This is a genomic window from Campylobacter concisus, from assembly GCF_050447485.1.
Taxonomy (GTDB): domain Bacteria; phylum Campylobacterota; class Campylobacteria; order Campylobacterales; family Campylobacteraceae; genus Campylobacter_A; species Campylobacter_A concisus_BQ.
On record NZ_JALMFY010000001.1, the window covers coordinates 167,324 to 192,580 of the forward strand.

The following is a 25,257-nucleotide window of genomic DNA, read 5'->3' on the forward strand; positions in this document are numbered from 1 at the left end:
AATTTATATTTTAGCACTCTAGTGATACGTAACTTTAGCTTTTACTAGAGAGATTGATAACCACATAAGCTAAGACTAAAATTTATAACTGAGCTTAAATTTAATGAGCTGCAAAATTCATTATCTCGTTTATAAAACTTAGTTTCATATATCAAATTTACGCTTTTATTATTGGTAGTAAGATTAAATTTAATATACGATTTTCAAAGCCAAAAGGGCGCTTTGAATTTTGAAGATTGGTTGCTATCCTGCAGCAAAGATATGTGCATAAATTTTATAGTTTTTTGCTTGAGAAATTTACATCGCAGATGAGTTTTTGGGCTGTTTTAAAACAGCTGTGAAATTAAATTTATTCGATGATGCTTTAAATTTGGCTCTTAATGGATTAAATTTGACTTTCAGCATAGAAAATTTACAGGTCTAGTGCTGTATTTGCTAAGGTTGAAGCGGACATTTACCTGAAAACCTGAGTAAATTTGCTGCTTAAGGCTTTAAATTTTACTTTTCAGATTAAATTTATAGCTAAAATTAAGCCCAAAAAATAGTTGTAATAAACTAAAAATAAATAAATTTACCGATAGAAATTTTAAATTTTGCAGGCTTAACGCTTTAGTGTAAATATCGTAAAGGTAAAATTTACTGGTTGAGCTTTAAAATTCACTCTTTTGTGGGTCAAATTTGTTGCCTTTATACTCTAAATTTAAATGCAAAAGCAGTTTATCTCAGAGATAAAATAACTAAAATCAAATTCACGGTTTTACTCTAATTATTAATGTTTGTGGGCGCTCTAGCTTGAGAGTTGGAGTAAAATTTAGTTTTAAATTTGATCTTTGTAGATCAAATTCGCAGATAGAAATTTTAAATTTTTGCAGACTTGTTAAGATTGTTGTAGAAAATTTGGTGATAAAAAGTTTAAATTAACCTTTAGTAGATCAAATTTACAGACTAAAACGCTCTATTTGCTAAAAAATTTAGAAAGGTTTTCTATTTGAACGCCCTTTGCAAATAAATAGCCTCTATTTATCGCTGGGAGCTTTAAAATTCTAGCTTTTTCTTTAAATATTTTTGGCATTACGGCTTTACAAAATGGTGTCACTAAAACAAATTCATTAGCGTAGCCAACGGCGATCTTGCCACTTAGCACCACACTTGTTTGCTTTGCTAAATTTGCGCTCAGTTCATCTTTTTGAGCCTTGCTTAAAAGCACATTTAGCTCTTTTGCAGCCATATCGACGCCACGAACGACGTTACTATTATTTTTTATAATGAAAATTTCATCATCTATCTTTGTGATATTTGGCAGCAGATTTTGCCTATCAGCCTCCAAAAACTCAAAGCTTTTCTTCACGCCGCTAAAGTACTCGTTTAAAAATGGCTCACTAAAATTTAGCCTCACAAAGCTTCTTTTAAGCTTGCCTTCTAAATTTGTCTCATCGACAAAGTAGCACAAATCTCGTTCGTCAAGGTAGTTTTGTAGCTCTTTTTTGCGTAAATTTAAAAGCGGTCTAATTAGCCAAAAGTGTTTTCTTTTCTCAAGCTCGCTCATGCCAAAGAGCTCTTTTAGCCCAGCGCCCTTGCCAAGCTGCATCAAAAACCACTCAAATTTATCGTCAAATTGATGCGCTAAGATCAAATTTTCATAGCCAAATTTTTGGCAAATTTCACCAAAAAACTCATACCTCGCCTCGCGCGCATTTTTTTCAAAATTTGATCTATCTAAATTTACGCTTTTTATGTAGATTTTTTTGCCAAATTTGCTAGCAAGCTCTTTGGCACTCTCAACTTCAATTTTACTCTGCTTTCTAACGTTGTGATCGACTATGGCTAGATCAAATTTGACCCCAGCCTCGTGTAGAATGTAAAAAAGTGCAGTGCTATCGATGCCGTGCGAGAAGGCAAGTAGGTTTGCGCCCGAGCTTAGCCTACCAAGCACATTTTGGCTTATCATTTTGCTTTTTTGATGATTCTTGCGACTAGTTTTTGATCAACCACGTCGCTAACCTCACAAAGGTAGAGCGAGCCGATCTCAAGCTCTTTTACGTCGCTTTCATTAATCAAAATTTCGCCGTCTATATCTTTGTCCCAGATATCTTTTTTGGCAGCGTAAAACATCTCACCCTCGCTGCTAATGCCCTCAAGAGATGCGTAAATTTGCTTACCAAGCTCTTTTTGCAAGCTTTCATTTATCGCTTTTTTAGTTATCTTTTCTATCTTGCTTAGCCTTTTTGAGATGATTTTGGCTGGGATTTGCTCCATTTCAAAAGAGGCTGTGTCCTCTTCTTTTGAGTAGGCAAAGGCGGAAATTCTATCAAATTTAAACTCCTCTAAGAACTTACAAAGCTCATCAAAATCCTCCTCGCTCTCGCCCGGGTGTCCCACGATGACGCCAGTTCGTAAGAATGAATTTTCGGCATTTCTCATCAAATTTAAAAGCTCTTTTATCTTTTTAGCACCACTTCCACGCTTCATTATCTTTAGCATATTTTCGCTGATGTGCTGGATAGGCATGTCAAAGTAGTTGTGAAAGATAGGCGAAGCGATGATGCGCGAAATGAGCTCTTTGCTGGTCGTGCTTGGGTAGAGATAAAGTATCCTAGCACTCCTTACGCCTTCTATCTTTTCTATCTCGTCTATTAAATTTATTAGCCCGTCGCTAACGCCCTGATCGCGCATATAAGAGCTTGAGTCTTGGGACAAAAAGCTAAAGTCGTAGTAGCCTTTTTTGACCAAATTTTTAACCTCATTTACGATGTTTTCAAGCGAGCGTGATTTTAGCTTGCCTTTAAATGTCGGTATCGCGCAAAAGCTGCATTTTTGGTTACAGCCCTCTGAAATTTTGATGTAGGCGTGGTAGTTTGAGCCAGTTATTACGCGCTCTTCATTTGCTTGCAGATAAGTTTCTGGACTAAATAAATTTTGCTTTTTCAAGATGATCTCGTCGATCTTGTCATAGTCAGCCACGCCGGTAAAGAGATCGACTTCAGGTAGCTCTTTTATGAGCTCATCTTTGTAGCGCTGCATAAGACAGCCAGTCACTACTAGCAAAGAGCTATTTTTACGAGCTTCGTGCATCTCAAGTATGGTTTGGATGCTCTCTTCTTTGGCAGATTTGATAAAGCCGCAGGTATTTACGATGATGACGTCGGCGTCGCTGATATCGTCCGTGATATCGTAGTTTTGCAAGCGTCCTAGCATGATCTCAGAATCAACTAAATTTTTATTACAACCAAGCGAGATTAGATGAAGTTTTGGCATTTTTAGATCCAGATGTTGTCTATTAGCCTAGTTTTGCCTACAAAGGCGGCTACTAAGATGATGGTGTTGCCTTTTTCTACCTTTGAAATTTCATTTAAATTTCTATCCGTAACCGCGACGTAATCGACCTTTAGTGGCTCAAGCACCTCAAGCATCTTTGCCTTGACCTCGCTCGCGTCTTCTTCACCATTTTGGATCAAATTTAGCGCTTTATTTAGCGATCTTGAAAGCCTTAGCGCGTTGCATTTATCTTCGTCGCAGATATAGACGTTTCTGCTTGAAAGCGCTAGACCGTCTGGCTCTCTAACGATATCGCAGGCAACTAGCTCGATGTTTAGGAAAAATGTCTTTATCATATTTTGCACGATGATGAGCTGCTGGGTGTCTTTTTTGCCCATATAGACGCTATTTGCACGAGTTAGGCGAAATAGCTTGTTTAACACTCTTAAGACGCCGTCAAAGTGTCCTGGCCTAGTTTTGCCCTCTAAAATGGCTGAAAATTTCTTTGGAGCGACGATGAGAGGCTCGTCTTCAAAGTAGAGCTCTTTTTCGTCTGGTATAAAGATAGCGCTAACGCCGTTTTGCTCGCAAATTTGGATGTCGCTTTGCTCTTTTCTTGGGTATTTTTCTAGGTCTTCGCCTGGTAGAAATTGAGTTGGATTTACGAAAGTTGAGACGATGCTTATCTCATTTTCGCTCACGCATTTTTTTATAAGGCTAACGTGTCCGTTGTGAAGTGCGCCCATTGTTGGGACAAAACCGATCTTGCCGCTTGCGTTTGAGACAAATTCCTCAAGTTCTTTTATAGTTCTTATGATTTGCATATTTGACTCTTTTTATCTAAATTTTAACTTGGCATTGTAACAAAAAAGGATTAAAAGGGCGTAAATTTAAAAATGTAAGCAACTTTTGGCTAAAATCGGCAAAAATTTATGGAGAAAAACTTGGATAGTTACGAATACAACGAGCTTTTAAAGAAGCTACAAACAAAAGTTGAAAACATAGGCTCTATCGTAAAGCCTGACGAGATAAAGGCTAGGCTAAAAGAGATCGAGGCCATAGAGCAAGACCCTAGCTTTTGGCAAGATATCGCAAGAGCTGGGGCATTAAATAAAGAAAAGACAAAAATTTCAAACATGCTTGCTAAATTTAGTGACGCCAACCAAGCAGTTAGCGACGCTAAGGAGCTATTTGAGTTAGCAAATTCTGAAAATGATGAGGAGACTATAAATTCTCTCTTTGAAGATGCTAAAAATTTAGATGAAAAGATAGTAAATTTAGAAATTTCTATGCTTTTAAGTGGCGAGGATGATGGCAAAAACGCGATCGTATCGATCCACCCTGGAGCTGGCGGTACTGAGAGCAATGACTGGGCGAGCATGCTTTATAGGATGTATCTTAGATTTTGTGAGCGTGAGGGCTTTAAGGTCGAGACTTTGGACTTTCAAGAGGGCGAAGAGGCAGGACTAAAGGATGTGAGCTTTATCGTAAAAGGCGAAAACGCTTATGGTTACTTCAAGGCAGAAAATGGCATCCACAGGCTCGTTCGCACAAGCCCATTTGATAGCGCAGGACGCCGCCACACTAGCTTTTCTAGCGTCATGGTAAGCCCTGAAGTAGATGATGATATAGAGATCGAGATAGAAGAAAAAGATCTAAAGATAGACACTTATAGAGCCAGTGGCGCAGGCGGTCAGCACGTAAATAAAACAGAATCAGCCATCCGTATCACGCACATACCTACTGGCATCGTCGTGCAGTGCCAAAATGACCGCAGCCAGCACAAAAATAGAGCCACAGCGATGAAAATGCTAAAATCACGCCTTTACGAGCTTGAGCTGATGAAACAGCAAGAGGCGAGCAATAGCGTCGAAAAGAGCGAGATCGGCTGGGGGCACCAGATAAGATCATACGTGCTTTTCCCATACCAGCAGGTCAAAGACAACCGCAGCGGCGAGGCATACTCACAAACTGACGCGATACTTGATGGGGATATCAAAAAGATGATAGAGGGCGTCTTGATCGCTCAAAAGGCTGAGGCGTAGGAGCTAAAATATAGCTAGTTGTTAAATTTATGCGTTAAAATGCTTTAGGCTATTCAAAAAAAGATAATTCCAAAAATTAGATGTAGCCAAAGAGCGCTTGGGCATACTAAAATTTTGGCTCGGAATTTTTGTTACAATACTGGTTGGCCTTATTAGCTGGATTTTTACACACTACAAAGACTATGCTGATAAGCTAGAATTTTATAGTGTTTGCATGTGTGCAGTCGGCTTGTTGATTTTGATATTGCTTGGCAACGCAAAGTCTAAAAAGATATTAAAAGAGATAAAAGATTTAAAAAAATAAAGGATAAAAATGGGAATTTTTGTATCTGTTCTTATGATAGCAAGTGTGATTTTGATCGGATATTCAGCTCTAAATTCTGTTGAAACTAATTAAGAACTAAAATTTCATCTCTTTTAGCTTCATGCAGGCTTCTTCTTTGGCGTGATAGCAAGCCTCATCAAGATAAATTCTCGCTTTTTTATAGTCGTTTTTGCCAAGATATATAAGCCCTAGATCGTAGCTAGCTTCACTTGAGCCAAGGCTTGTGGCTTTTTCGTAAAAATATATCGCTTTTTCTAAATTTTTATTGACCCCAAGGCCGTACTCATAGATATATCCGGCGCTTCTAAGACCATCTATGTTGCCGTATCTGCCAGCTGTCTCAAACCAAAAAAGTGCCCTTAAGATATCCTTGCTAAAGCCTTTGCCATCACGAAAACAAACGCCAGTTTGCTGCATGGCTAGGACGTTGCCATCTTTTGCGTAGTCGTAAAATCTCTTGCAAGCCTTTGGATAGTTGCCCTCGTTATATAAGTAGATGGCGTCTGCTATCTGCTCTACTTCAGGATCAAGTGGTGGCTCGCTAAGACCTAAATTTTGTGAAATTTGCTCAACAGAGCAGCCCCAAAATAGCAAAAAGCTAAATAGAAAAATGATAAATTTTTTCATATTTGTCCTTGAAAATTTAGGCGATTTTATCGAATTTTATCTTATAATGATCGCAAATTTAAGCAAAAAGGAACGATATGGATCATAACGTACTTTTGACACAGCTTGGCTACAACGTAGATGAAACGACCACTGAGCATATGCGTAGAATTTTAAATAACACTGACGGCCTTTTGCCAAAGAGTGTGATCGAGCTAAACGATCATTTAAAGCCACACCTTTGCTTTGTAGCGATGAGCGGGAGCGAGGATAGGTTAAAGATAAAAAACGTTGCGACCGTCAAAGAGATAAAAGAGCGGGTTGATGAGATCATCAAAAGCTGGGCAAATAAATACAAAATGGATATCAAAAAGATAAACGAAACTACATACTACATAATAGGAAAAATTAAATGAAATATGACATTGTTATTATTGGATTTGGTAAGGCTGGCAAAACGCTAGCTGTAAAGGCTGCTGCGCTTGGCAAAAAGGTCGCGCTAATCGAGAGATCGCCAAAGATGTATGGAGGCACTTGCATAAACGTGGGCTGCATACCGACAAAACGCCTAATCACAGCTGCAAAAGAGGCGATATATGCAGACAATAGCGTTGAAAACGAGTATTACACGCTTAGCATCGAAAACAAAAATAAGCTAATCTCAGCTTTAAATTCTAAAAACTACGCGATGCTAAATGATAAAGAAAATATAGACGTGATCGATGGTGTCGGCTCGTTTAAAGATAAAAATAGCGTCCTAGTTACAACCTCAAACGGCGAGCAAAAAGTCGTTGAAGGTGAGTTCATCATCATAAACACTGGCTCAAAAGAGGCGTATGCACCATTTGAGATAACAAACTCAAACGTCTTTTCAAGCAAAACTTTGCTTGATCTAAAAATCATGCCAAAGCATCTTGTCATCGTTGGCAGCGGCTTCATCGGCATCGAGTTTGCATCGATGTTTGCAAATTTTGGCTCAAAAGTGACTATTGTTGGACGCTCACCACTTCTAAAAAACGAAGATGAAGATATAGCTAACAGCGTGAAAGATGCGCTAAACGTGCAGGGTATCGAAATTTTAGAGGGTTGCGAGATAGAGAGCCTAAAAGACAATGCGCTAAATTTCAAACAAGACGGTGAAGACAGGATCATCAAGGCAGATGCGTTCTTGGTGGCGCTTGGTAGGGTGGCAAATTTAGATGATCTAAATTTAAAAGCAGCTGGTGTTGAGCTAAATGAAAAAGGCTTTATAAAGACAAATGAGCGCCTTCAAACAAATGTATCAAACATCTACGCAGTGGGCGACGTGCGTGGCGGAGAGCTTTTTACTTACACTAGTTTGGATGACTTTAGGATAGTTTTCTCGCAAATTTTTGGCGATAAAAAACGCACCACACAAAACAGAAGCATCCACGCAAATGTGCTATTTACAGACACTCCACTAGCAAGAGTTGGCGTGAATGCAAAAGAAGCTAGCAAGCTTGGGCTAAATTTCAAGGAGCTAAAGCTTAGCATGGCAGCAGTGCCAGGAGCAAAGGTGCTAAATCACGATGTGGGTATGCTAAAAGCGATCGTTGAAGCAAGTAGTGGCGAAATTTTAGGGGCGAGCTTTCACTGCATCTACGCAAATGAGATCATAAACGAGATCGCGATCGCTATGAATTTAAAAGCAAATGCAAATTTCTTTAAAAACCAAATTTTCACTCACCCAAGCATCAGCGAAGCCCTAAATGACTTGTTTGGACAATACTAAAGGGACAAAAATGAAAAAATATCTACTACTTTTAACTGCTCTATTTTTCACAGGCTGCTTAAATGTCATCGGCATCGGGGATACGCCAAAACAAGATGACTCATGGCAACAGCCAAAGGACGAAAAGGTGGTGCAAAACAAAGAGCAAATTTCAAAAAATGCTATCGATCTTTTAACACCAAAGTGCGAGAGTGGCGATGCTGAAGCGTGCAACGACTTGGGCGTAAATTTTGAGCTTATGAAAGAGTATGACAACGCTTACGCAAACTATAAAAAGGCTTGCGATGCGAAGGTGCAGCTTGCTTGCTCAAACCTTGGCACGCTCTATGAAAACGGTCTTGGCGTAAAAAAAGATCCAAAAAAAGCGGTCGAAATTTACAAAGATAGCTGCAACAGCGGCGGCACACAGGCTTGCTACCACCTAGGCAACGCCTACCGCAAAGGCGAGATCGTAAAACAAGACTACTACCTAGCGATGGAGGCCTACACAAATGCTTGCAACGCTGGAGATCTGCCAAGCTGCGCAAATATCGGCGCGATGTATGAGCTAGGTCTTGGCATGAACAAGGATGAAAAGAGAGCTTATGGAATTTACAAAGTCGCTTGCTTTCGCGGTCTAAACAAGGCGTGCCCACAGATGAAAAGACTTGGCGCAAAGCTAGGCATGTAAGCAGGAAAATAAGTGAAAAAAGTTTTAAATTTCGGGCTTATCGTAGCTGCTAGCTTTATGCTAAGTGGCTGCTGGTCGTGGCAAAAGATGGTTAGCTTTGGCCTTTGGCAAAGTGATGAGGAGGCTAGGGTGGAGCGTCTTGAGCTTGAAAAAGAGAAGATGGCGCAAAACTGCGAGAGCGGGAATAGCATCGACTGCAACAACCTAGCTGTAAATTTTAGCAACGAAAAGGACTTCGTAAAGGCAAAAGGCTACTACGAAAAGGCTTGCAACGCTAGGCTTGCGACGGCTTGCTCAAATTTGGGTCAAATTTACGAGCAAGGGCTAGTCGATGAGCAAAAAGATATCGAAAAAGCTCTAAAGCTTTATAAACTAGCTTGCGATAGTGGCGACGGAGTAGGCTGCTACAACGAGGCCATGGGGCTAAAGTCCTACATCGAAAGCGAAAATTTAAAAACTCATAAGATAGATAGAACTAAGGCCGAGGCTAGAGTTTTAAAGCTTTTGGCAAAGAGCTGTGAACTTGAGTATGCTCAGTCATGCTTTTTGCTTGCAAAGCTAAGCGGCGATGAAGCAAAGGCAGACGCACTTTATAAAAGAGCCTGCCAACTTGGCAAATGCGTGGATAAAAAGTAAGAATTTGTGTAGCTTAAATTTATAAAAGCTACACAAAGTTAAATTTAGTTTGATCCGCTAAGTTTATATCCTACACCTGAGATGTTTTTGATGAGATCGGTGTCGGTTTTTGCCCTTATCTTATTGATAGTCATTCTAAGCGCTTCGTTACTCATCGACTTCTCGCTCCAGACATAGTTTTCTATCACTTCATAACTTACAACTTTTTCTATATTACTCACAAGCAAAAAGAAGAGTTTTGCCTCGTTTTTTGGCATCTGCACCTCTTCACCATTTTTGAAAAGCTGTTTGCTTGTCGTATCGTATTCATAAATTTCTTTAAATTTGATCCTACTTTCAAAAAGATCTTTTGTTGCCATTATGATCGTAGTTTGAAGCTCTCTTTAATGGTGGTTATATGTCTAAGTATATAGTGATGTCAGCCTCACCTATCGAGTAAGAGTATGACATGGCTTGGTATGATATTTTGACTTAGAAGCTCTTTATATAGTTTTATAACCTTGCTTTGTGCGTCAGTATCTGCGTGTAAGAGCTTGTTTGGCGCCTTGCAACATGGTGGTGGCTCTAGCTGGTTTTTATATCCATACCTTTGTTAAGGGCACAGCAATTTTAAATTTGATGCGGAGAAATTTATTAAACTTGGTTACTTTAACCCAAAAACTTTTATGTTAAAAGTTGTGTGGATCTTGTCGTTTTCGCCCTTCATCACGATAGGAAATTCTGCTTTTATGATGCTATCGTAGCTGCTAAGAGCGTCTAAAAAGTCATAAAATTTCTGAGGAGTTTTAAGTGAGCTGGTGACGTTTAGGCGGTATCTAAAGAACTTCTCAGTTGCGTTATTTTCGCCTTCTTCTATCTTACTAAGGCTTACCTCGCTAAAAAATTGAGATGCGAAATTTATAAATTTATCCTTATCAAAAGCTGTATCATAGGCCAAGATGATAGCACCATCTTTTTGTCTTGTCGCTTCAAGCGCTTTAAATTTAGCTTCAAATTCGTTTTTCACCTTCGTATATGATGAGGTTTGCGAGTAGTTTTGTCTTGAGAGGCTTTTAAATTCTTTTATATTTGGCACGATAAAGCCAAATATCATAATGAAGCAAACTATGATAAAAGCAAATATAAAAAGTAAAAGCTTTACAGGGTCGATTTTTTCTAAGCTCGTATCTTTTTTACTCATTATATCCCTCAGAATTATCAATCTTATTTGTGCTTATAAAGCCGTACCAGCCGTTTTTGCTCTGATAAAAACTAGTATTTGACGTGGTAAAAATCGACCTTAGTGGTGATGCTAAGAGCTGGTTAAAGACATCTTTTGTTGGCGTTATACCGCGGATTATGAGCGAGTTTTTATCCATAAAGACCTCTTCAAGCGTGATGCTATCAGGCACAAGGTCAAAAAGGTTATGTAGGCTTTGTTTTAGGATAGAATTTGACGTAAAGATGTCGTTTGCCGAGTCTATCTGCACGGCAAGTTTGGCTGAAATTTCATCCGTGGTGACTATCTTTTGGCTAAGCTCTTTTTGCTCGTTTGCTAGAAATTCTATATTTTTCTTAGTTGAGTAGTTTTTATAAACGATGAAGAAATTTGCCACCAAAAGCACCACAAAAACAAAGCCAATAAGGCTTAGCCAGAGCTTACTAAAGATAGATAGAAGCGGTCTTGGTTCTGGAGTGATGAAGCTAAATTTCATAGTGTTATCTCTTCTTGCATGATCTCATTCATGATGTGATTTGTGTTGATCGGATAGGCCGAAGTCTCCACAAACAGCTCAGACTGCAGGTATTGTAAAAATGTAGCACTTGTTTTTGTATTTTCAAAAACGATGATCTGCTCGATAAAATCGCCGCCGTAGATTGGATTTTCATAAAATTCTTTCATTGCCTTTGCGATGTAGTCAAACATCTTCATATCACGCCCAAAGATCGCCACCGACTTCTCGACGTTTGTCGAAGTTGGCATATTTAGCTCGTAGTTTAGATCTTCAAATTCTTTTGGCTTATCATCGCTTAAGAAATCATCCAAACTCTTAAAATCATCAAGCGCCGTTGCGCCATCTTCTTCTTTGACGATGAGATTGTCGATGTCTGTTATATCCTCTTCTTTTAGACTTTCGATCTCTTCGTTGCCCTCTTCAGCGTCGCTCATATTTAAAAATGTAGAGAGTTTCATCTGCTTATCTTTAAATATCGCAAGCGCAAAAGAGTGCGAGTGGATGTAGAGATATAGCGTAGTTTTAGGTGAAATTCCACGCTTTAAAAGCTCGTGAAAGAGCAGGGCGATAGGTGAGTAGATAAGATCGACGCTGCCTTGCCCAAAGAGGTTTTTATATCTTCTTATAGCATTTAAATTTGCATATATACTCCAGCTATCTTGCATCACAAGGCTGGTTAAATTTTGCGTGTTGATGTTAAATTTTTTGTATTCGTCAAAGTTAGCAGTAGGCAGCGCACCTTGTGAGTCGTCGTTAAAAAAGAGCGAAACATAGACGCCAAAATAGGCCTTTTCTTGCTCTTCTATGTATTTTAAAACTTTTTCATCGACATTTTCGATGCTTATGTCTGTAAATTTAGCATTTGTGGTTTTTATAAGCTTGCCATTTCTAAAGACCTGACCGTAGAAAATGCACTCATTGCCCTCGATCACGACGCTCAAGAAAAGGTTTGAAAAAAGCTTTCTGATGCTAAAAGACATAACTCTCCTAAATTTAGTGCATTATTTTTGATATGTTAGCTAAAAAGGGATTAAATAACTTTAAAACAGCTCGTTTTTTAGTTTAGCAAACGCCTCTTTCATCTTTAGAGCTTCGCTTTTTAGGCCATCATCAAGCAAAGCAGAATTTCTTAAGCTTTCAAAATCCTCTATCATCACATCACACATCATTTTGATGCGCTCATTATCAGCCTTGCTGACGCCACTTTGGCTTATTTTTTTGATGCGCTCTAAATACTCTTTGCCGTTTTTTATGTATGAACTAAATTTCATAGCTGCCTTGCTTTGATTTAGCGTGGTGGCGGCCATTTTGTTGTAGGCGTCAAGATCAAGGGCTTTTTGGCTTAAATTTAGAGCCTTTTCGTACTCTTTGCTCTCGTAGTAAAATTTCGCTTCAAGAGCGAGCTTATAGGAGTTGTCGCTGTAAAAAAATAGCCCAAACAAGGCTATTATAAAAATGGCTATAAAGATAGAAATTTTATTTTTCATGAATTTCGTCCAAAATTTCTCTTATCTCATCACTTATTTGCGGATTTTTATGCGCATATTTTTTCCACCAAATTTTTAAATTTGACCTAAAGTCCTCTTTATTTTGTAGCACACTCTTGCCGCCGTCATTTTGTGAGGCTTGCCAAAGCTCATTTTGTATCTTCTCTTTTGCCTCTTTTTGCTCTAAATTTGCCACGCTAAAAGGGGCTGAGAGGCTAAAATTTATAGTTGAAAATGGCTTTGGAAGTATCATCTTGTCCCAGCTTTTAAACTCCCAAAACGAGTTTGCTTCAAAATTTAGAGCATAAATTTCGCAAGATGACTTTTGTGCGATCACAGCAGCTCCGTCTGCGACGCTGTGTCTTGGTCCGCGTGGGCCATCTGGTGTGATGATGACGTCGTGGCCTTGCTTTATCTCTCTTAGGGCTTCTATGAGCGCCCTTGCACCGCCTTTTGAGCTGCTGCCTCTAATGGTGCCGATGCCAAAAAATTTGATTATTCTGGTGATGAGCTCACCATCTTTGTGGTCGCTTATTATCACCTTGCCTTGTTTTCTGTTTTGGCTGCTCCACCAGCGTCTGTAAGCAAAGCTCATAAAGCTAAGTCTGCCGTGCCAAAAGACGACGACGCAGCCATTTTGTGGTAAAAAATTTGGAGTGTAGCTCTTTTTGCAGGTTAGAAAAATGAGCCATATCAAAATGTAGATGAAAAAGACGCCAACATTTAGGGCGACCTTTTCAAGGGTGTTTTTAAAATTGCAGCTCGCCATACAAAACCATTCGTTTTGGGTTTGTGATCTTGACTTTTTGCGTAGTGCCAAGAAGCTCCTCGCTACCATCAACTTGAACTAAAAAGTTATTAAAACTTCGCCCAGCAACGCCGCCATTTGCCCTTAACTCTTCAAAATAGACATCAAAAATTTTATCTTTTTGCGCCGCCACGATCTCGTCTAAAATTTCACTGTGGCGATTTTGCAGACGTGTTAGCCTTTCTGAAGCGGTTTTATCATCTATTTGATTTGCAAAAGTAGCTGCCTTTGTAAGCGGACGAGGCGAATACTTAAAGCTAAAAATTTGCTCAAATCTAACTTGCTCAAGCACATCCATCGTATCTTCAAATTCGCTTTCGCTCTCGCCTGGAAATGCGACGATGATATCAGTCGAGATGCTAACATCTGGACACATTTTTCTAAGTCTTAGTGCACGGTCTAAAAACCACTCTTTTGTGTATCCACGCTTCATCTCGCGCAAAACTTTGGTGTTTCCGCTTTGAAGTGGCATGTGCATAGACTTGCAAATTTTTGGGTTATTTGTGAAAATTTCAAGAAATTTATCATCCATGTGAAGTGGGTGTGGGCTTGTAAATCTTATCCTCTCAACGCCATCTATCTCGCTTATCTTTACTAATAGGTCGCTAAAATCGATATTTTCTTGCACGCCTGAAAATCTTTTGCCGTAGTTATTGACATTTTGCCCTAGTAAAAATATCTCTTTTGCGCCGCTTTTTGCGGCCTTTTCTACCTCTTTTAAGATGAGGCTTGAGGGGATGGAAATTTCATCGCCTCTGGTGTGTGGGACGATGCAGTAGGTGCACTTTTTGTCGCAGCCGATCGAGATGTTGATATGGCTTTTGTATGGTGAGCCTCTAAATTCGCCAAATGCATATTCGCTCTCGTCATGGTTGATGTCGGTTGAGATAAATTTAGGCGTATTTACAGCCTTTGTGATCTTGCTAACATTTCTTGCGCCAAGGACAAAATCAACATAAGGTGCGCGCTTAAAAATTTCACTACCCAAATGGCTTGCAGTGCAGCCGCAAACGCCTATTTTTGCACCTCTTTTTTTGGCTTTTTCAAAGGCTCCGACCTCGCTAAAGAGCTTATGAACTGGCTTTTCACGAACTGAGCAGGTATTTATAAGGATTAAATCAGCTTCTTCGATGTTTTGTGTTAAGGAGTAGTCTTCTTTTTGTGAGAGCTCGGCTATGATATGCTCGCTGTCACGAACATTCATAGCACAACCTAGAGTTTGGATAAAGAGTTTTTTACTCATTAAAGTATATGCACTTCATACATATAATCGCTATCATCAAGCCCGTATTTTACGGTTCTGTGATAAACGCTTAGCCCTTTTTCTTCAAAGTGCTCGACTAAGGCGATTAGTTGTTTGTGTGTGTTTTCTTTATCAAAATAGAAAATTTTCTGACCCTCTTTTTCGACAGCTGCCTCTATCTTTTCTAATGAAATAGTTTTTGGTTTTGCGTCTAATTCGGCTCTTGCAAGTTTTAGCTCCATTTTTAATCCTTTCAAAATCTTAAATTTTAATCGGTCAATATACCCAAATCATCATAAAAAAAGGATTAAATAAAAGTTAATAACAAGCTTAATGTTATTAAAAGTATGGCTTATGTATAATTTCAAAACTTCACGAAAAATCCCCGAAATTTATCGTCACAATGGAGAAAAAATGGAAAGAATTTCAGATATCATCGAGTCAATTGCAAATGAGAAAAATTTAGAGATAGAAGATGTAAAAGAGCGCGTCATAAGAGCCTTGATAAACACTGCAAAAAGGGTTTATGGCGAAAATTATGAGTATGACGTGAGCATCGATGCTAATAAAAATTTAAAGCTTTATCAAAAAATTTCAATCGTAGCAAACGACGATGAGAGGCTTGCTGAAGACAATGAGCACTTTTTAAGCTTAAAAGAGGCTAAAAAGATAGATAGTGGCGTAGAGATCGGCGATGAGCTAACTTACGAACTAAGCCTTGATAACCTTGGCAGAACCGCAGCTCAAACGCTTCACAAAGAGCTTGAGTATCACATCCAGCGCCTAGTAGAAGAGAAAATTTTACAAAAATATAACGAAATGAGCGGTCACATGGTCTTTGGACCAGTTGTCAGAGTCGATAACGATGAAAACACATTTATCGAGATAGACGAGCTTCGTGCCATCTTGCCACGTAAAAACCGCATAAAAGGTGAGAAATTTAAAGTAGGCGACGTGGTAAAAGCGGTCATTAGAAAAGTTTTTACAGATAAAAATTTAGGCATAAAGGTCGAACTTTCAAGGACTTCACCTAAATTTCTTGAGGCGCTGCTAACTTCAGAGGTGCCTGAAATAAAAGATGGTGGCATCATTATCCAAGGAAGTGCAAGAATCCCTGGAGAAAGGGCGAAAGTAGCACTCATCTCAACCACTCCAAACATTGATCCAGTCGGCGCAACCGTTGGCACAAAGGGCGTTAGGATAAATGCCGTAAGCAAAGAGCTTCATGGTGAGAGCATCGATGCGATCGAATACACCACCGAGCCAGCGATCTTGGTAGCTCGCGCTATGGCACCTGCGATCATCACATCTGTAAAGATTGAAGAAAACAAGGCGATCGTGACACTTGCGAGCGAGCAAAAGAGTAAGGCGATCGGCAAAAACGGCATAAATATCCGCCTTGCAAGCATGCTAACTGGCTATGAGATCGAGCTAAACGAGCTTGGTTCAAAAACTAGCAGCAGCGGCGAAAATGGCGAAATGGTCAAGGATCTAAAAGCTCTTTTTGGTGATAACTAATGAAATTTCAAATAAGAAAAGCGACTGAGAGCGATATAGACGTGATTTGTGAGCTTGTAAGAGAGCTTGCGAGCTATGAAAAGATGAGCGATCAAGTAACTTTTACAAATGAAATTTTTGCAGACTCCATTTTTAATAAAAATCACGCAAAAGCCCTTATCTGCGAGAGTGAGGGCAGGGCTATTGGCTATGCTATCTATTTTTACACATTTTCTACATTTTTAGGGCTTGGCGGAATGTACCTTGAGGACATCTACGTCAAAAAAGAGTTTAGAAATCAAGGCATCGGCAAGGCATTTTTTAAATTTCTAGCTCAAATTTGCAAGGATGAAAATTTAAAAAGGCTTGAGTGGTGCTGCCTAAACTGGAATGAGCCAAGCATCAAATTTTATGAAAGCATGGGCGCTAAAAATCAATCTCTTGAGTGGAGAACCTACCGCTTAGACGGCGAAAATTTAGAAAATTTATTAAATTTATAGCTTATTTCTAAAAGTATGGTAGTTGGCTAAAAGCTCAAATTTGCTTTGAAATTTGAGCTCGCGAATTATTAAAATTTATATGTATATCCCATATAAAGACCGACATTTGTCTCTTTTATTTTTGCATTATCATATTTTGCTATAGAGCGATATTTTGTTCTATCAGCCTTTAGACCAAACTCAACTGCATTGTTTTCATTTATAGAGTATTCGGCGCCAACTCTTGCACCTAGTATCCAGCCAGTTGCGTTGCCTTTTTCAGAGCCATCATGCGTGTCAAATACATCCATTTTAAGCTTTGAAAAACCAGTATAGCCACCAAGAACTAGTTTTAGATCTTTTGCTACGCTCGGAGTATAGTCAGCTCCAACTATAAATTTATGAGTTTTCCATTTTATTATTGTGCCATCTTCGTCACCAAGTGACTTTTTGGCTTGAAAGTCATATATGTAAGCTCCATAAACTCTAGCTACGTCAAAGTCATAACCAGCTTTTATGCCAAGACCGGGTTGTGCTTTTTTAGCTTTTGATTTGCCATTGTCGCTTTTTGCTGTTAAATTTGAATTAAAAGAATAATCTCCTTCAACCCCAACAAACGCTCCTTGCGCTAAAGCAGCGGCACTAGCTAGGCTTAAACCTAAAGCAACTTTTAAAACTACATTTTTCATTTTTACTCCTTATTTAAAAAATGTTACGCAGCTATTTTAAATTTTCTTATATTAAATAAAGTTTAAATATTCAATGAAATTAATAAAAAACATAAAATAATTCAATTGTTTTCTTATCAGAATAAAATTTATAAAATCACTCAAAAAGAAGGAGTGTAAAGTGGCTAAGATGACAAAACGTGATATGGCTTATCATTTAGACGTTGATGTCGCAACGCTTTACAACTGGCGAAAACACAAACCAAACCTTTATCGTATCGTGATGCTTGGATTTAAATTTGATGAGCTTATCGAACAGAGTAAAAAGACTTGCAACGAGCTTTGCGAATATGAAAATTTAATCAATCAAGACATAGAAAAATTTAGTAAGTGATTTATAAATTTAAAGTGAGATGATGTAAGTTTTTAAAAGGTGGTTAGCCCACCTTTTGTTATTTTATCGGAGTTAGTTCTGTATCTTTATGGCTTAGTTTTATTTCCTCGCCTTTTATACATCTTGGGTTTAGCGTTTCTAGTGTTGCTAAGAATTCTGTCGCATTTTCGTCACCTATCTCTCCATATTTTTGTTCACCGTAATAATAAGGTGTCCCTTTTGCTATGCTATTTTTTATAACCTTGTAATCGTCTGATTCTTTTTCATTAAATTTATCTAGATCAACCTTTGTATCTTTATCTACTATCAGATAACCTTTTCCATTTTCTTCTAGTCTTGATTGGTCCTTTATATAGTCGTATTTGGTCGTATAGCTTACCCTTTTATAGACTTTGACTTCGCCTTTAAAATGCTTGATACTTCCCATATCAGCTTTGCAAATTTCAGCCAAAGTAGTTGGCTCACCACATCCAGTTAGTGTAAGCAAGCATTGCTGTAATGCTTGAAAAAACGACTTTTGTTTTCATATTTTTCCTTTTTGTATAAGTTAGAAATTCAGATTTTACAAAAAAAAAAAAAATAAAACTGAAAAAATTAAATTAATAAATTTAAAAAAGATTTGTTAGTAATTTTAGTATAAAAAAATAGAAATTTAAAAGAATTTGAGCTCAAAACAAGCGCTTCAAGCTCAGCTAAATTTACTCGTTTAGGATAGAGAGAAGCTCTTTGTTATCTTTTGTTTTTAGCATCTTTGCGTATAAGAATTTAAGCGCTTCGACGTCGTCCATTGTAGCAATCGCAGAGCGAATAGCCCAAATTTTTTGAAGCTCATCAGGCTTTTGAAGTAGCTCTTCTTTTCTGGTGCCTGATTTTAGCACGTTGATAGCTGGATAAATTCTGCGGTCTGAGATGTTGCGATCAAGCACGATCTCGCTGTTTCCAGTGCCTTTAAACTCCTCAAATATCACTTCGTCCATACGTGAGCCAGTGTCGATAAGTGCGGTTGCGATGATGGTTAGAGAGCCGCCGTGCTCTATGTTTCTAGCTGCACCAAAGAAGCGTTTTGGTTTGTGAAGCGCGTTTGCATCCACGCCGCCTGTTAGCACCTTGCCACTTGGCGGGGTCACTGTGTTGTAGGCACGCGCTAGACGGGTTATACTATCAAGCAAGATTATGACATCTTTGCCCATCTCAACTAGACGTTTTGCCTTTTCGATGACTAGCTCTGCTACGCGGACGTGGTTAAGCGCTGGTAGATCAAATGTCGAGCTAAATACCTCTCCTTTTACGCAGCGCTGCATGTCTGTAACTTCTTCTGGTCTTTCATCTACCAAAAGCACCATTAGCTGGGCTTCTGGGTGATTTTTAGCGATGCCGTGAGCTAGCTCTTTCATAAGCTCAGTTTTACCACTTCTTGGAGGTGCGACGATGAGGCCACGCTGACCCTTGCCAATAGGCGTGAAAAGGTCGAGCACACGGCCTGTTAGCTTCATCGGATCATACTCTAAATTTAGCTTTTCAGTTGGGAAAAGTGGTGTTAAGTTGTCAAAGAGTGGCCTCTCTTTTGCGTCTGCTAGAGGCATGTAGTTTACCGCTTCGATCTTTAAAAGGGCGTAGTATTTTTCTTGATCTTTTGGCTCTCTTACTTGGCCGGTGATGATGTCGCCCACACGAAGTGCAAATTTGCGGATCTGAGAGTTTGAAACATAAGCGTCGTTTGAGCTGTCGCTTAAATTTGCATCAACAGCCCTTAAAAAGCCGTAGCCCTCGTTTGTGATCTCTAAAATTCCAGTAAATAGTATAAAGCCGCCTTGTTTTGTCTGGGTTTTTAGTATCTCAAATATCAAATCCTGCCTGCGAAATTCGCGTGGATTTTCGACGCCAACGCCATTTGCGATCTGCACTAGCTCGTCTAAGCTAAGTGTTCTTAGCTCTTCGATCTTGTGTCCGTCGACTGGTACGTGGGTTCTTGATGCTTGATGTTTTTTTGTAGTTTTTGTGTTTTGAGCAGCACTTTGCTCGGTTTGGTTGTTGTTTTCCATTTTTCCTCTTTAAATGCGGGGATAAGATTGCAGAATTCTGGGCTTCAAAAGTTTTTTGAAAGTTTTGGCATTTTATAAAAATAAAACTTTGTTGTCAAGAAATGCCACAACCAAAGTCGCTAAAATAGGCAAATTTGCAGGCAAAATGACCTGCAAATTTATCTTAGTGCTCGCTTTTTAGCCCAGCGCCACACATCGAGATGATGCTTTTGCCATCTATCTTGTGTGATTTTACGTAGCTTGTGTATGCCGCGTAGATGGCTGCTGTGGTGTGCTCGACGTAAAAGCCACGGCTTGCTAGGAAATTTCTAGCTGGCATGATCTCATCTTCTTTTATCGTGATCACTTCGCGCTCGCCAGCGTAGTTGCTAGCTAAAATTTCAGCGCCACGAGCAGGTTTTGCGATCGCTATGCCCTCAGCCAAAGTTGGCTTAGATTTTATCGCAACTGGCTCGGTTGTCGCCCCAAGAAACGGCGCGCAATTTTCACTTTGGACTATAAAAATTTTAGGTAGCTTTTTGATCACTCCAGCCTCAAAAAGTTCTTTTAAAGCGATCTCGCAGCCTATTAGCAAGGTGCCGTTGCCAACTGGCAAAAAGAGATTTTCAGGGACAAAGCCAAGCTGCTCGTAAATTTCATATATATATGTTTTAGTGCCTTGGTAAAAAAGTGGGTTAAAGACGTGGTTTGCGTAAAATATGCCCTCATCTTTTGCCCTTTTTCTACAAGCATCTGCCGTCTCGTCGCGCGTGCCGTCAAAGACAACCGCCTTTGCGCCGTAGTACTCAAGCATCTTTATCTTTTTCTCGCTTGTGCCTTTTGGGACGTAAATTTCACACTCTATCCCAGCTCTTGCAGCGTATGCGGCGACTGAGTTTCCAGCGTTTCCGCTGCTATCTTGCAAGATCTTTTTGATGCCATGAGTTTTGCAAAACCAAATAAGCATCACCGCACCCCTATCTTTAAAGGAGAGCGTTGGCATCGCGTAGTCCATTTTAAGGTAGAGCGAGTCATCAAATTTCACGCTCTTTGTTAGCCCTTCGCCAAGGCTGATATCGCGCCAAAGATCGTTTTTGATAGGGAAAAATTCGCGGTATCTAAATAGACTAAACTCGCGCTGGTCGATCAAATTTAGATCAAATTTGGCTGGTTTAAACTCCAGATCATAAAGCCCGCCACACTCGCACGCAAATATAGGTGTCTCAAAATCTGCACTCTTGCCGCACTTTGAGCAGATAAATTTAGGCATTGTTGCTCCTTTTAAAATTTTCTATCAAGTATCGCTGTGGCTTCGATCTCTAGCAGGCAGCCAAAGTGAAGTTTATTTGTCGGCACTACGACGCGAGCTGGCTTGTGCTCGCCAAAAAATAGCGCATACTCGTCATCTATCTCGTCCCAAAAGTCGATATCTGGCGTATAGATGCGGCACATCAAGATGTCATTTCTTGTCGCATTTGCTAGTTTTAGCACGTTATCAAGGTTTTTTAAAGCCTGTCTTGTTTGCGCCTTTAGCCCCTCTGGGATCTGCCTAGTCTCTGGGTCCATACTAAGCTGTCCTGAGATGTATAGGATGCCGTTGTGCTCGGTTGCCAAAGAGTAGTGAGCCTTTTTCTTTTTTGAAATTTCGGTCTCATAAATTTTCATATTTTCTCCTTAAAAATTTAAAGGATTATAGATAAAAAATTATTATTACCACTTAAATTTCACAAATTTTCATAAAAAATTATATTTTTTCTTATCGAAATTTTAAAAATATTTTGGCTAAACTTAAACAAAAACAAAAGGCGCCTTATGCACCATATTTTAAAGGCATTTATCCCAACGGCAAATCTCATACAAAAAAGCTCGCCATTTGCCTGCGAAGTCGTGCTGCACGATCTCTCAAACCCGCAGCGCTCGGTCGTCTACGTAGCTGGCGACGTCACTGGTAGAAAGGTCGGACAAAGCTTTGACCACCTTGTAAGCGAGGTCTTAAATAGTAAAAATTTCAAAGACGACTATGTGGCAAACTACTTTTTTACAAAGGACGAAAAGCTGGTGAAGTCTTCAACCGCCTTTATCAGAGATGAGGCAGGCGAGATCATAGGGGCGATATGCGTAAATGTCGATGCAAGCGTGGCAAAGAGCCTTTTTGAAATGGCTGGGAATTTCTTAAAAACTGGTGAAAATGAGCCTCATGACGAGCAAAACGACGATGTGACAAAGATCGTCTTAGGCTTAATCGACAAGATCATCGCCAAAAACGAGGGCAAAAAGCTCAAAAAAGAGCAAAAGCTAGAACTCGTTGGCTTTATGAACGAAAAGGGTATTTTTAACATCAAGGGCGCTATCGAGGTCGTGGCAGCCAAGCTAAATGTTTCAAAGATCACGATATATGGCTATTTAGATCAGCTTAAAAAGAAGCGTCCGTGAAGTGTAGGTGCTCTCACTGCAAGCAAAGCTTTGACGAAAGCGCGATGATAGAGGCTAAGGGTGGGCTTAAATTTTGCTGTGTCGGCTGCAAGGGCGTCTATGAAATTTTAAATGAAAGCGGCCTTGGCGAGTTTTATGAGAGGCTTGGCAAAAACACGCTAATGCCTGCAAAAAACGGCACAAATGTCAAAAATTTAGCGGCAAATTTTAGTGAGCTGGTGACAAAAGAGGGCGAGTTTTCTAAAATTTCACTTCTCATTGACGGCATAACCTGCTCGGCGTGCATCTGGCTGCTTGAAAAGGCGCTTTTTAGCCTGCCTGGAATTTTGGAGGTAAATATCAACTCGCTTAGCCAAAAAGCGGTCATCGTTTACGATGAGCAAGAGCTTTTGGTGGAGCAGATAATCGAGAAAATTTATGCCGTTGGCTACACTCCAAAGGCCTACGCAGCGAGCCAAAAAGAGGACGAGCTAGTTAAAAAAAGGCGAAATTTCTACGCAAAAGCGCTTGTTGGCGTCTTTGCCACGATGAATATCATGTGGCTGGCGATCGCGCAGTATGGCGGCTACTTTAGCGGCATCAGAAGCGACGTGAAGGACCTACTAAGCTTCGCACAGTTTGTGCTGGCAACGCCTGTGCTTTTCTACACTGGTAGCGAGTTTTTCAAGGGGGCAAAAATCGCTATCAAAAACGCCTCGCCAAATATGGACCTGCTCGTTATCACGGGAGCTAGCATAACATATATCTACTCGATATTTGCGATGCTTACAAGAAGCGGTGAGAGCTATTTTGACTCGGTTGCGATGATCATAACCTTTGTTTTTATCGGTAAATTTTTAGAAATTTTAGGCAAAAAAAAGGCGCTTGAGACTTCAAATTTCTTAAGCGTTATGCTGCTTGCAAAAGTGTGTGTTTTAGAGGATGGCAAGGACGTTTTAAAAGAGCCAAAGGATGTAAATTTAGGCGAAAAGATCGTGCTTAGATCAGGCGAGAGAGCGCTGCTTGATGGGGTGGTGCTTAGCGGTGAGGCGAGCGTGGATAGCTCAAGCTTAACAGGCGAAAGCTTGCCACTTTTGCTAAGCTCTAGCAGCGAGGTCAAAAGCGGTGTCGTCTGCTTAAACGGGCAGATCGTCTATGAGGCAAGGCAAATTTTTAAAAACTCATATCTTAATAAGTTTATAAATTTACTCCAAAACGCAGAGCTAAAAAAGCCAAATATCGAGCTAGCAGTGAATAAAATCGCCTCGAAATTCTCTCTTGGCGTGCTTACTCTGGCATTTTTTACATTTTGGTTTTGGTATTTTAAATTTAGCTTTTCAGAAGCGGTAGTGACAGCCGTGAGCGTCATCGTGATCGCTTGCCCTTGTGCGCTTGCCCTTGCCACGCCAGTTAGCAGCGTTTGTGCCCTTGGGGTTGCCTTTAAAAACAAGGTGCTTTTTAAAGAGGCTAAATTTTTTGAAAGCCTTGCAAAGTGCGATGTGGCAGTATTTGACAAGACTGGGACGCTTACAAAGGCTAAATTTGAAGTTGGCGAGTTTTTTATAAAAGAGGGCGTGAGTATAGATAAAATTTACTCGCTTTGTCTCATCTCAAACCACCAAATAAGCGTGGCGGTGGCTGAGTTTTTAAAGCAAAAAGGCGCAAAAAAAGTTGAGCTTGAAAATGCAAATTTAAGCGTGGCAAAGGGAGTTAGCGCTGATATTATGGGTGAGCGTTTTGTGGCTGGAAGTAGGCGCTTTTTGGCTGAAAATGGGGTGAAATTTGAAGAGAGCGAAGAAAATGTGAGCTTTTTTGTGGGCAAGCAGGGCGAGCTGGTGGCTAAATTTTACCTAAAAGATAGCGTAAAGCCCGAGGCAAAGGCTTTGATAGACGAGCTAAAGAGCGCTGGCATGAAGGTGTGTATCCTAAGTGGCGACGTGCAAAATGTGGTAAAAAACGTGGCAGACGAGCTTGGCGTGAGCGAGTTTAGAGCAGGGATGCTGCCTGATGAAAAGGCTAAATTTATAGCTGGTCTTAAGCAGCAGGGCAAAAAGGTGCTGATGGTGGGGGACGGCATAAACGACGCAGCCGCGCTTAGCCTCGCTCACGTGGCTATTTGCATGGGAAGTGGCGCTGCGGTGAGCTTAGAGAAAAGCGACGTGGTGCTACTTGATGATAGCCTTCAAAGCCTTGCAAAAGCGGTGAAAATTTCAAAATTTACTTATAAAACGATAAAGCAAAATTTACTCTTTTGCCTGCTTTACAACGCCCTTAGCCTGCCATTTGCCGTGTGTGGCTACGTCATGCCGCTATTTGCCGCACTTTTCATGTCGGCAAGCTCGCTAAGCGTCATACTAAACTCGCTTTTTATAGTTAGAAAATTTAAGGACAAATAGTGGATACAACGACTCTTGCGATGCTTGTTTTTATCTCGGTTTTGATGGGGGCGGCATTGCTTTTTGGCGTGCTTTGGGGGATAAAAAATAGGCAGTTTGAAGACTACCGCAAATTTTTAGACGGAGCGAATTTAGATGGCGAAGATGCGCTAAATGAAGCTTATGCGCTCGAACTTCGCAAAAAAGAGGCGCTAAAAAAGAGGCTAGAAACTAGCAAAAATGAGCATGAAAGCAAGGGCGAGCATGATGAGGCCGACAAAAAACTCTAAAATTTTCCAAGAGATGGGCCTTGCAAAGATGGGCGCTAAAAAACTAGCCAGATAGCCAAGTGTGAAGAAAAAGCAAAACGAGGCAAGGCTAGCTCCCACGCCAAATATCAAATTTTCATCTTTAAATTTAGTCGAAACCGAGCCTATTAGGATCATCGTGTCAAGATAGACGTGTGGATTTAGCCAAGTAAATGCGAGCGTTAAAAGGATGTTTTTCTTTAAATTTGATCTGGCATAATCGCTGCTGGTATCCATGCGAAGATCCTTGAAAAAGCACGAGTGAAAGCTCATTAGCGCGTAAAAAAGTAAAAATAAAAAGCCGCCATATAGGGCGATTTGCTTGATGATGGGGAAGTTTTGCACGAGGCTGCCAAGCCCAAAAACTCCCGCAAAGATCAAGACAGCGTCGCTAATAGCGCAAATAAGGCAGATGATAAAGATATTTTCTCTTTTTATGCCCTGTTTTAGCACAAATGCGTTTTGCGCGCCAATGGCTAAAATGAGTGATAAAGAGGTGAAAAATCCAGATATAAATGCTTGCAAATTTATCCTTGTCGCTAAAGTTTGGCTTAAATTTA

Annotated in this window: 30 protein-coding genes; 12 read left to right on the top strand and 18 right to left on the bottom strand. The window is 39.9% G+C overall.

The genetic code is table 11. The features are described 5' to 3' along the window. Positions 1–792: 792 nt before the first annotated feature. Complete coding sequence (locus tag MTT29_RS00875) at positions 793–921, top strand: hypothetical protein (RefSeq protein WP_021089606.1); 129 nt, start codon at positions 793–795, stop codon at positions 919–921. Positions 922–955: 34 nt separating this feature from the next. Here MTT29_RS00875 and tilS read toward each other — a convergent pair whose 3' ends face one another. Genes tilS through panC form a run of 3 tightly spaced genes read right to left on the bottom strand, consistent with a single transcriptional unit; the run spans position 956 to position 4,079 of the window. Next, positions 956–1,948: a tRNA lysidine(34) synthetase TilS gene (tilS, locus tag MTT29_RS00880; RefSeq protein WP_429799479.1), complete on the bottom strand. Its 993-nt coding sequence runs from the start codon at positions 1,946–1,948 to the stop codon at positions 956–958. Then, positions 1,945–3,255, bottom strand: coding sequence for a 30S ribosomal protein S12 methylthiotransferase RimO (gene rimO, locus MTT29_RS00885; protein ID WP_429799480.1), 1,311 nt, complete (start codon positions 3,253–3,255; stop codon positions 1,945–1,947). The genes tilS and rimO overlap by 4 nt, the downstream gene beginning before the upstream one ends. Positions 3,256–3,257: 2 nt before the next feature. After that, positions 3,258–4,079 (bottom strand): pantoate--beta-alanine ligase, encoded by an 822-nt coding sequence (gene panC / locus MTT29_RS00890; protein ID WP_429799481.1) that lies wholly within the window; start codon positions 4,077–4,079, stop codon positions 3,258–3,260. Between the two features lie 120 nt (positions 4,080–4,199). Between panC and prfB the strand changes: the two genes are divergently transcribed. After that, positions 4,200–5,300, top strand: a complete 1,101-nt coding sequence (prfB, locus tag MTT29_RS00895; RefSeq protein ID WP_148814656.1) for a peptide chain release factor 2 — start codon at positions 4,200–4,202, stop codon at positions 5,298–5,300. Between the two features lie 400 nt (positions 5,301–5,700). Here prfB and MTT29_RS00900 read toward each other — a convergent pair whose 3' ends face one another. Then, positions 5,701–6,252 (bottom strand): tetratricopeptide repeat protein, encoded by a 552-nt coding sequence (locus MTT29_RS00900; RefSeq protein WP_429799482.1) that lies wholly within the window; start codon positions 6,250–6,252, stop codon positions 5,701–5,703. A gap of 77 nt (positions 6,253–6,329) precedes the next feature. Here MTT29_RS00900 and MTT29_RS00905 point away from each other — a divergent pair, with 77 nt between their 5' ends. The 4 genes from MTT29_RS00905 to MTT29_RS00920 are packed head-to-tail and all read left to right on the top strand — an operon-like array spanning position 6,330 to position 9,290. Beyond that, complete coding sequence (locus tag MTT29_RS00905) at positions 6,330–6,647, top strand: type II secretion system protein (protein ID WP_429799483.1); 318 nt, start codon at positions 6,330–6,332, stop codon at positions 6,645–6,647. Further along, entirely contained in the window at positions 6,644–7,984 is a 1,341-nt protein-coding gene (locus MTT29_RS00910; protein ID WP_429799484.1) for a dihydrolipoyl dehydrogenase family protein, read from the top strand. Before MTT29_RS00905 ends, MTT29_RS00910 begins: the two co-directional genes overlap by 4 nt. A 10-nt stretch (positions 7,985–7,994) precedes the next feature. Continuing rightward, the gene (locus MTT29_RS00915) at positions 7,995–8,654 is read left to right on the top strand and encodes a tetratricopeptide repeat protein (protein WP_429799485.1); all 660 of its coding nucleotides are present in this window, start codon (positions 7,995–7,997) and stop codon (positions 8,652–8,654) included. A gap of 12 nt (positions 8,655–8,666) precedes the next feature. Next, positions 8,667–9,290 (top strand): tetratricopeptide repeat protein, encoded by a 624-nt coding sequence (locus tag MTT29_RS00920; protein WP_429799486.1) that lies wholly within the window; start codon positions 8,667–8,669, stop codon positions 9,288–9,290. Positions 9,291–9,334: 44 nt separating this feature from the next. Here the strand turns inward: MTT29_RS00920 and MTT29_RS00925 are convergent, their stop codons facing one another. The 8 genes from MTT29_RS00925 to MTT29_RS00960 form a co-directional block, all read right to left on the bottom strand. Then, positions 9,335–9,649, bottom strand: coding sequence for a winged helix-turn-helix domain-containing protein (locus tag MTT29_RS00925; RefSeq protein WP_429799487.1), 315 nt, complete (start codon positions 9,647–9,649; stop codon positions 9,335–9,337). A 284-nt stretch (positions 9,650–9,933) separates the two neighbouring features. Then, positions 9,934–10,470: a hypothetical protein gene (locus tag MTT29_RS00930; protein ID WP_002942078.1), complete on the bottom strand. Its 537-nt coding sequence runs from the start codon at positions 10,468–10,470 to the stop codon at positions 9,934–9,936. After that, on the bottom strand, positions 10,463–10,984 hold the full coding sequence (locus MTT29_RS00935) for a membrane protein (RefSeq protein ID WP_002941847.1): 522 nt from the start codon (positions 10,982–10,984) through the stop codon (positions 10,463–10,465). Before MTT29_RS00935 ends, MTT29_RS00930 begins: the two co-directional genes overlap by 8 nt. After that, entirely contained in the window at positions 10,981–11,985 is a 1,005-nt protein-coding gene (locus MTT29_RS00940; protein ID WP_429799488.1) for a hypothetical protein, read from the bottom strand. Before MTT29_RS00940 ends, MTT29_RS00935 begins: the two co-directional genes overlap by 4 nt. A 60-nt stretch (positions 11,986–12,045) precedes the next feature. Continuing rightward, positions 12,046–12,492, bottom strand: a complete 447-nt coding sequence (locus MTT29_RS00945) for a hypothetical protein (RefSeq protein ID WP_429799489.1) — start codon at positions 12,490–12,492, stop codon at positions 12,046–12,048. Next, the gene (locus tag MTT29_RS00950) at positions 12,482–13,261 is read right to left on the bottom strand and encodes a lysophospholipid acyltransferase family protein (RefSeq protein ID WP_429799490.1); all 780 of its coding nucleotides are present in this window, start codon (positions 13,259–13,261) and stop codon (positions 12,482–12,484) included. Before MTT29_RS00950 ends, MTT29_RS00945 begins: the two co-directional genes overlap by 11 nt. Continuing rightward, positions 13,242–14,543, bottom strand: a complete 1,302-nt coding sequence (gene miaB / locus MTT29_RS00955; protein ID WP_109146372.1) for a tRNA (N6-isopentenyl adenosine(37)-C2)-methylthiotransferase MiaB — start codon at positions 14,541–14,543, stop codon at positions 13,242–13,244. The genes MTT29_RS00950 and miaB overlap by 20 nt, the downstream gene beginning before the upstream one ends. Continuing rightward, positions 14,543–14,785 carry an HP0268 family nuclease gene (locus MTT29_RS00960; protein ID WP_002941786.1) on the bottom strand — a complete coding sequence of 81 codons (243 nt, stop codon included), beginning with the start codon at positions 14,783–14,785 and terminating at the stop codon, positions 14,543–14,545. The genes miaB and MTT29_RS00960 overlap by 1 nt, the downstream gene beginning before the upstream one ends. Before the next feature lie 172 nt (positions 14,786–14,957). Here MTT29_RS00960 and nusA point away from each other — a divergent pair, with 172 nt between their 5' ends. Then, positions 14,958–16,061 carry a transcription termination factor NusA gene (nusA, locus tag MTT29_RS00965; protein ID WP_012139939.1) on the top strand — a complete coding sequence of 368 codons (1,104 nt, stop codon included), beginning with the start codon at positions 14,958–14,960 and terminating at the stop codon, positions 16,059–16,061. Continuing rightward, the gene (locus MTT29_RS00970) at positions 16,061–16,540 is read left to right on the top strand and encodes an N-acetyltransferase family protein (RefSeq protein ID WP_429799491.1); all 480 of its coding nucleotides are present in this window, start codon (positions 16,061–16,063) and stop codon (positions 16,538–16,540) included. Before nusA ends, MTT29_RS00970 begins: the two co-directional genes overlap by 1 nt. Positions 16,541–16,608: 68 nt before the next feature. Here the strand turns inward: MTT29_RS00970 and MTT29_RS00975 are convergent, their stop codons facing one another. Next, positions 16,609–17,208 (bottom strand): outer membrane beta-barrel protein, encoded by a 600-nt coding sequence (locus MTT29_RS00975; protein ID WP_148788617.1) that lies wholly within the window; start codon positions 17,206–17,208, stop codon positions 16,609–16,611. Between the two features lie 160 nt (positions 17,209–17,368). Here MTT29_RS00975 and MTT29_RS00980 point away from each other — a divergent pair, with 160 nt between their 5' ends. Continuing rightward, on the top strand, positions 17,369–17,581 hold the full coding sequence (locus MTT29_RS00980; protein WP_002941953.1) for a transcriptional regulator: 213 nt from the start codon (positions 17,369–17,371) through the stop codon (positions 17,579–17,581). A gap of 58 nt (positions 17,582–17,639) precedes the next feature. On the opposite strand, the gene MTT29_RS00985 is transcribed toward MTT29_RS00980, so the two are convergent. The 4 genes from MTT29_RS00985 to MTT29_RS01000 all read right to left on the bottom strand — a co-directional run bounded on the left by MTT29_RS00985 (position 17,640) and on the right by MTT29_RS01000 (position 21,267). After that, positions 17,640–18,068 (bottom strand): hypothetical protein, encoded by a 429-nt coding sequence (locus tag MTT29_RS00985; protein WP_429799492.1) that lies wholly within the window; start codon positions 18,066–18,068, stop codon positions 17,640–17,642. Between the two features lie 211 nt (positions 18,069–18,279). Then, positions 18,280–19,623 carry a transcription termination factor Rho gene (gene rho / locus MTT29_RS00990; RefSeq protein WP_002941811.1) on the bottom strand — a complete coding sequence of 448 codons (1,344 nt, stop codon included), beginning with the start codon at positions 19,621–19,623 and terminating at the stop codon, positions 18,280–18,282. A 163-nt stretch (positions 19,624–19,786) separates the two neighbouring features. Beyond that, on the bottom strand, positions 19,787–20,872 hold the full coding sequence (locus MTT29_RS00995) for a threonine synthase (protein ID WP_429799493.1): 1,086 nt from the start codon (positions 20,870–20,872) through the stop codon (positions 19,787–19,789). A gap of 11 nt (positions 20,873–20,883) precedes the next feature. Beyond that, positions 20,884–21,267 carry a RidA family protein gene (locus MTT29_RS01000; protein ID WP_103567345.1) on the bottom strand — a complete coding sequence of 128 codons (384 nt, stop codon included), beginning with the start codon at positions 21,265–21,267 and terminating at the stop codon, positions 20,884–20,886. A gap of 147 nt (positions 21,268–21,414) precedes the next feature. Here MTT29_RS01000 and MTT29_RS01005 point away from each other — a divergent pair, with 147 nt between their 5' ends. Genes MTT29_RS01005 through ccoS form a run of 3 tightly spaced genes read left to right on the top strand, consistent with a single transcriptional unit; the run spans position 21,415 to position 24,679 of the window. Then, positions 21,415–22,035, top strand: coding sequence for a helix-turn-helix transcriptional regulator (locus tag MTT29_RS01005; RefSeq protein WP_429799494.1), 621 nt, complete (start codon positions 21,415–21,417; stop codon positions 22,033–22,035). Next, positions 22,032–24,410 carry a heavy metal translocating P-type ATPase gene (locus MTT29_RS01010; RefSeq protein WP_429799495.1) on the top strand — a complete coding sequence of 793 codons (2,379 nt, stop codon included), beginning with the start codon at positions 22,032–22,034 and terminating at the stop codon, positions 24,408–24,410. Before MTT29_RS01005 ends, MTT29_RS01010 begins: the two co-directional genes overlap by 4 nt. Next, on the top strand, positions 24,410–24,679 hold the full coding sequence (gene ccoS / locus MTT29_RS01015; protein WP_429799496.1) for a cbb3-type cytochrome oxidase assembly protein CcoS: 270 nt from the start codon (positions 24,410–24,412) through the stop codon (positions 24,677–24,679). Before MTT29_RS01010 ends, ccoS begins: the two co-directional genes overlap by 1 nt. Here ccoS and MTT29_RS01020 read toward each other — a convergent pair. Beyond that, the gene (locus MTT29_RS01020; protein ID WP_429799497.1) at positions 24,614–25,222 is read right to left on the bottom strand and encodes a LysE/ArgO family amino acid transporter; all 609 of its coding nucleotides are present in this window, start codon (positions 25,220–25,222) and stop codon (positions 24,614–24,616) included. The two genes, ccoS and MTT29_RS01020, sit on opposite strands and share 66 nt — an antisense overlap. Positions 25,223–25,257 lie beyond the last annotated feature (35 nt).

Bases quoted from the DNA above. Each gene is read 5' to 3' on its own strand.
- miaB (WP_109146372.1), bottom strand. From the start codon at position 14,543: ATGAGTAAAAAACTCTTTATCCAAACTCTAGGTTGTGCTATGAATGTT.
- MTT29_RS00910 (WP_429799484.1), top strand. From the start codon at position 6,644: ATGAAATATGACATTGTTATTATTGGATTTGGTAAGGCTGGCAAAACG.
- MTT29_RS00935 (WP_002941847.1), bottom strand. From the start codon at position 10,984: ATGAAATTTAGCTTCATCACTCCAGAACCAAGACCGCTTCTATCTATC.
- MTT29_RS00995 (WP_429799493.1), bottom strand. From the start codon at position 20,872: ATGCCTAAATTTATCTGCTCAAAGTGCGGCAAGAGTGCAGATTTTGAG.
- rho (WP_002941811.1), bottom strand. From the start codon at position 19,623: ATGGAAAACAACAACCAAACCGAGCAAAGTGCTGCTCAAAACACAAAA.
- MTT29_RS00930 (WP_002942078.1), bottom strand. From the start codon at position 10,470: ATGAGTAAAAAAGATACGAGCTTAGAAAAAATCGACCCTGTAAAGCTT.
- MTT29_RS01000 (WP_103567345.1), bottom strand. From the start codon at position 21,267: ATGAAAATTTATGAGACCGAAATTTCAAAAAAGAAAAAGGCTCACTAC.
- MTT29_RS00970 (WP_429799491.1), top strand. From the start codon at position 16,061: ATGAAATTTCAAATAAGAAAAGCGACTGAGAGCGATATAGACGTGATT.
- MTT29_RS00945 (WP_429799489.1), bottom strand. From the start codon at position 12,492: ATGAAAAATAAAATTTCTATCTTTATAGCCATTTTTATAATAGCCTTG.
- MTT29_RS00925 (WP_429799487.1), bottom strand. From the start codon at position 9,649: ATGGCAACAAAAGATCTTTTTGAAAGTAGGATCAAATTTAAAGAAATT.
- tilS (WP_429799479.1), bottom strand. From the start codon at position 1,948: ATGATAAGCCAAAATGTGCTTGGTAGGCTAAGCTCGGGCGCAAACCTA.
- MTT29_RS00905 (WP_429799483.1), top strand. From the start codon at position 6,330: ATGGATCATAACGTACTTTTGACACAGCTTGGCTACAACGTAGATGAA.
- rimO (WP_429799480.1), bottom strand. From the start codon at position 3,255: ATGCCAAAACTTCATCTAATCTCGCTTGGTTGTAATAAAAATTTAGTT.
- panC (WP_429799481.1), bottom strand. From the start codon at position 4,079: ATGCAAATCATAAGAACTATAAAAGAACTTGAGGAATTTGTCTCAAAC.
- MTT29_RS00915 (WP_429799485.1), top strand. From the start codon at position 7,995: ATGAAAAAATATCTACTACTTTTAACTGCTCTATTTTTCACAGGCTGC.
- MTT29_RS00950 (WP_429799490.1), bottom strand. From the start codon at position 13,261: ATGGCGAGCTGCAATTTTAAAAACACCCTTGAAAAGGTCGCCCTAAAT.
- MTT29_RS00940 (WP_429799488.1), bottom strand. From the start codon at position 11,985: ATGTCTTTTAGCATCAGAAAGCTTTTTTCAAACCTTTTCTTGAGCGTC.
- MTT29_RS00960 (WP_002941786.1), bottom strand. From the start codon at position 14,785: ATGGAGCTAAAACTTGCAAGAGCCGAATTAGACGCAAAACCAAAAACT.
- MTT29_RS00975 (WP_148788617.1), bottom strand. From the start codon at position 17,208: ATGAAAAATGTAGTTTTAAAAGTTGCTTTAGGTTTAAGCCTAGCTAGT.
- nusA (WP_012139939.1), top strand. From the start codon at position 14,958: ATGGAAAGAATTTCAGATATCATCGAGTCAATTGCAAATGAGAAAAAT.
- MTT29_RS00900 (WP_429799482.1), bottom strand. From the start codon at position 6,252: ATGAAAAAATTTATCATTTTTCTATTTAGCTTTTTGCTATTTTGGGGC.
- MTT29_RS01005 (WP_429799494.1), top strand. From the start codon at position 21,415: ATGCACCATATTTTAAAGGCATTTATCCCAACGGCAAATCTCATACAA.